At 61.4% G+C, this 3975-nt stretch carries 3 protein-coding genes and 1 rRNA gene; 1 reads left to right on the forward strand and 3 read right to left on the reverse strand.

All coding sequences use genetic code 11. The features are described from left to right. Nucleotides 1-185 precede the first annotated feature (185 nt). Nucleotides 186-734, forward strand: a complete 549-nt coding sequence (locus H7U20_RS20550; RefSeq protein WP_199761012.1) for an acyloxyacyl hydrolase — start codon at nt 186-188, stop codon at nt 732-734. 72 nt (nt 735-806) lie between these two features. On the opposite strand, the gene H7U20_RS20555 is transcribed toward H7U20_RS20550, so the two are convergent. The 3 genes from H7U20_RS20555 to rrf form a co-directional block, all read right to left on the reverse strand. Beyond that, nucleotides 807-1979, reverse strand: a complete 1173-nt coding sequence (locus H7U20_RS20555) for a L,D-transpeptidase family protein (RefSeq protein WP_370593207.1) — start codon at nt 1977-1979, stop codon at nt 807-809. Nucleotides 1980-2035: 56 nt separating this feature from the next. Further along, the gene (locus tag H7U20_RS20560) at nt 2036-3472 is read right to left on the reverse strand and encodes a L,D-transpeptidase Cds6 family protein (protein ID WP_233410955.1); all 1437 of its coding nucleotides are present in this window, start codon (nt 3470-3472) and stop codon (nt 2036-2038) included. Between the two features lie 186 nt (nt 3473-3658). Beyond that, nucleotides 3659-3771, reverse strand: a 5S ribosomal RNA gene (gene rrf, locus H7U20_RS20565). Nucleotides 3772-3975 lie beyond the last annotated feature (204 nt).

The raw sequence follows: 3975 nt of genomic DNA on the forward strand, positions 1-3975 counted from the left end.
TCGGTCACGTTCGCCCGGAATGGGCGGTCACGTTCAAATGGAATGACTGGTCACGATGCCGGAATCACTGGTCACGTTCGTCCGGAATACCCAAAATTGGCCCGCCGGAAAGTTTTCACGAACCCCGGTACAATTGCCGCAGCCGTATACACGAAGAGATACAGCGTTCACATTGTTAGGATACTATGTTTGCTAAGAAACTGATCGCGGCCACCGCCGCGTTGCTGGCGATGCACTCGGCCTTCGCGGCCGACAATCAACTGGTCGATTCCGTCTCACTCGACGCCGGCACCGGCTCGAAAATCAAGCTGCTGCGTGTGGCCGCACAAAAGGACTGGGACGCGCGCTGGTTCCAATCCAACGGCACCCACCTGAGCGGCTACTGGGAGGCCAGCTTCGCCTATTGGCGCGGCAACCAGGCCAACAACGTTCCCGGCGCCCACATGCACCTGAGCGACCTCGGCTTCACGCCGGTGTTCCGCTTCGAGAACGACAACAAGAAGGGCATCTACTACGAGGGCGGCATCGGCGTGCACCGCCTGTCCGACCTGTACAACAACGACGACAACCGCCTGTCGACTCGCTTCCAGTTCGGCGACCACATCGGCGTCGGCTATGTGTTCGACAACAAATGGGAAGTCGGCGCGAAGATCCAACACTTCTCCAACGGCGGCTACAAGAAGCCCAACAGCGGCGTCAATTTCGTCGAGCTCAAGGCCGCCTACCACTTCTGAGCACCGCTCGCGGCAACAAAAAAGCGCTTCGTTTTTTGAAGCGCTTTTTTATTGTCCGCCGCGATTGCGGCCTCAGACGTTGGACTCGGCGACGATCTTCCAGTCGCGCCCCTCCTTGGCCCAGTACTGCCGCTTGCGCACCGCGTGGCGGAACTTGCCGACCACGGTTTGCTGCGTGAAGCTGCTGACGATGATCTCCTCGCGGCTCGGCTGGCGGAAATAGCTCGGCTCGCTCACCATGACGCGGACCAGCCGCGCGCCCGGCAGGAATTGCTGCTTGGCCAGCCAGGTCGTGGCGCTCTCCTCGCCGGCCGCCTTGAAGTGGCGCGAATAGTGGGTCAGCACGCTGGCGTCGTCGCGCCGCTCCATGTCGCGCCGCCAGTTCTCCACCAGCTCGCTGGCGACCTTGCGGTCGCGCTCCATCACCTCGCGGCTGACAAACTCCACCTGCTCGCCGATCAGCACCGGCGTGGTGCCGATCTCCACCGTGCGGGTCAGCGTGTTCAGATCGTCGTTGCTGAGCACCACACAGCCGTCGGTCGACAGCGGCGCCCGGCTGAAGGTCTCCGGCGGCGTGCCGTGCACCCAGATGCCGGAGCCGCTGCGCCCGTTCAGCTTGTCCCAGTCGTTCGGATAATCGAGCGGCAACGCGCCCTTGCCGTACATGTCGGGCAGCTTGAAGCCGGCCAAGCGGCCGACGATGTAATAGACGCCGACCGGCGTGCGCAGATCGCCTGCCTTGAGCTTGTTCACGCCCAGTTTGCCTTGGCTGACATAGAAGTCGGACAGCAAACGGATCTGATCGTTCTTGTTCTCGTACAGGTAGAGGCGGGAATGCTTGGCGTCGACAATCAGCGCGTGGCGCTGGTCCTTGCGCATCTGCAGCAGCGCGCGCGGCAGCAGCGCGTCCGACGGCCGGCCCGGCGTCGCCTGCAAGCGCACCGCCACCTCGCGGCGTAGATCGTTCAGCCGCCCCTCGGCGTCCGCCGGCGCGGCGGCGCCGAAGGTGCTGACCGGGCGTGTGTGCATCAGCAGCAAATCGCCGCGCACCAGATGGCCGAGGCGGAAATTCGGATAGGCTTCGACCAGACTGTCGGCCTGGCGCTGCGCCTGGCGCAAATTGTTCTGGGCCAGCTCGCGGTAGATCTCGCTGAGCAGCTCTTCCGGATTGGCCTTGCGGGCGAGCGGCGCGGGCGCATGCTTGCGCGCGGCGTCGCTGGGGCCGCCGACCAGGCCGGCGCCCACAACCAAGCAGAATAGCGCGGCCGTACGGCAACGCTGGAAAAATCGTAAGTGTGACATCAGCTACCCGAGGACTCCTGCTTGATCTGCCATTTTCCACTATTTTTGATCAGCACGAGTGTCTTGCGGGTGTTCGCCGACAAGCGGTCGGATTGATACGACTGGCGGAAGCTCACCTTGGCGCTGTCGCCGTTGAGCGCCACCTGGGCGGCGCTGACCTCGACCCGGATACGCCCCTTGCCGGCGATGCGGGCGCGCCGTTCGTCCGCCCAGGCCTTGCGCGACAATCCTTTCGGCGGCGTGAAATCACTGCTGTAATAAGCCAGATAGCCGTCGACATTCTGCGCCGTCCAAGCCTTGGCCCAGCCGTGCAGCAAAGTCAGCGCCGCCTCGCGCTCGCCGTCTTCCAGCGCCTTCGGCGCGGGCGCGCTCACTGGCTTGGCAGCTTCGTCCTTCGCCACAACCGGCGTCGGCTTGGGCACATCCACTTTGGCGAACACCATGCCCGGCGGCGGCAGGGCCGGCACCGGAGCAATTGCCTGCGGCGGAGCCTTGGCCGGCACAGGCGCAGGTAGTGGCTTTGTCGGCTCAGCCTTGGCGGCGCTTGGCGCGGCCGGCGGTTTGACAGGGTCGACCTTGGCCAACACTGGAAGCGGTGGCGCCTTGGCCGATTCAAGCTTCGCCAACACGGCAGGCTGAGGCGGCTTGGCGACATCGGCCTTCGGCGGCGGGACTGCGACCGGCGACGCGGCCTTGTTGGCCAGCACCGCTGGCGGCGAAACAGACATGGCCGGAATCCGCTGTGGCGACGCCGACTTGCCGGCGTCGGGCGGCAACGCTGAAATCAGTTGCACCGACTCTCTGGCGGCAGCCCGGGCCGGTGCCGGGACAGGCGTGGCCTGGGCCAGATACTCCGGCGTCTTCGAACCCGTGCTGCTGGAAAAATTGTGCAGCATGGTCAGCTTGGACTTGGTCGGCGGCACCGAGGTGCCCAGGGCCAGCGCCTTATCGTAAGCCTGGCTGGCCATCTTGCCGTAGACATCGCCCAGGTTCTCGTAGGCGGTCATATAACTTGGATTGGTGCGGATAGCTTTTTCCAGCGCGATCCTAGCCTTTTCGTATTGCCCGCTGGCGGCATACAGCACGGCCAGATTATTGTAGGGCTCCGGCAAATCGCGATAATCCTCGGTCAATTTGCTGAAGATGGCGATCGCCTCATCGGACTTGTTTTGCTCCGTCAGCAAAACGCCCTTCATAAAGCGCATTTGCGGATCGGCTGGATGCTTGACGAGGAAGTCGTTGGTCTTGCCCAGCGCCTCGGGCAGCTTACCCGCCTTTAACAGCTTACTCACATCGGCAAGCTCATCGGCCCATACCGGCGCGGCGGCCAACATGGCGGCCAGTCCAGCACACCGAAGCACACGGCGGACAAGATGATGCAGCTCCTGGCTGCGTCCATTGCTGCTACGACTGGCTTGGGCTTGCTTGTTTTTCATGTGGGGGCGGATGAATACTAAAGGGATATGGTACACCTTAAGTTTCCTGGCATCAAAAACCGTGTGTATCGATGTTGCATCCATCACGCAACAAAATCGCTGGACGAAAAAAAACCCCATCTGCACCGAACGCGGTCTTGAGCGCGTTCGGGCTGATGGGGTTTTTTCACTACTACTATATAACTAGCCTGACGATAACCTACTTTCACACTGGTTGCAGCACTATCATCGGCGCAGAGTTGTTTCACGGTCCTGTTCGGGATGGGAAGGGGTGGTACCAACTTGCTATGGTCATCAGGCATTGACTTGTACAGTGTTCGCTTCCAATTGGACAGCGGCACTTGAATCCGGAAGAAGCATTATAAACGATTTATACCGTTTATTCAAAGTAAAGATCGGGGTAATGAACGATGTCTCAACAACTCAGGCGACACATAATTCTTATTCTCACAACCTGCTAAGGTTATAGGGACAAGCCTTACGGGCAATTAGTACTGGTTAGC

The organism is Rugamonas violacea, from assembly GCF_016461825.1.
In the GTDB taxonomy this organism is placed as follows: Bacteria; Pseudomonadota; Gammaproteobacteria; order Burkholderiales; family Burkholderiaceae_D; genus Rugamonas.

What these genes read in the sequence shown, in the direction of transcription:
- H7U20_RS20550 (WP_199761012.1), top strand. Translation starts at nt 186, where the DNA reads ATGTTTGCTAAGAAACTGATCGCGGCCACCGCCGCGTTGCTGGCGATG.
- H7U20_RS20560 (WP_233410955.1), bottom strand. Translation starts at nt 3,472, where the DNA reads ATGAAAAACAAGCAAGCCCAAGCCAGTCGTAGCAGCAATGGACGCAGC.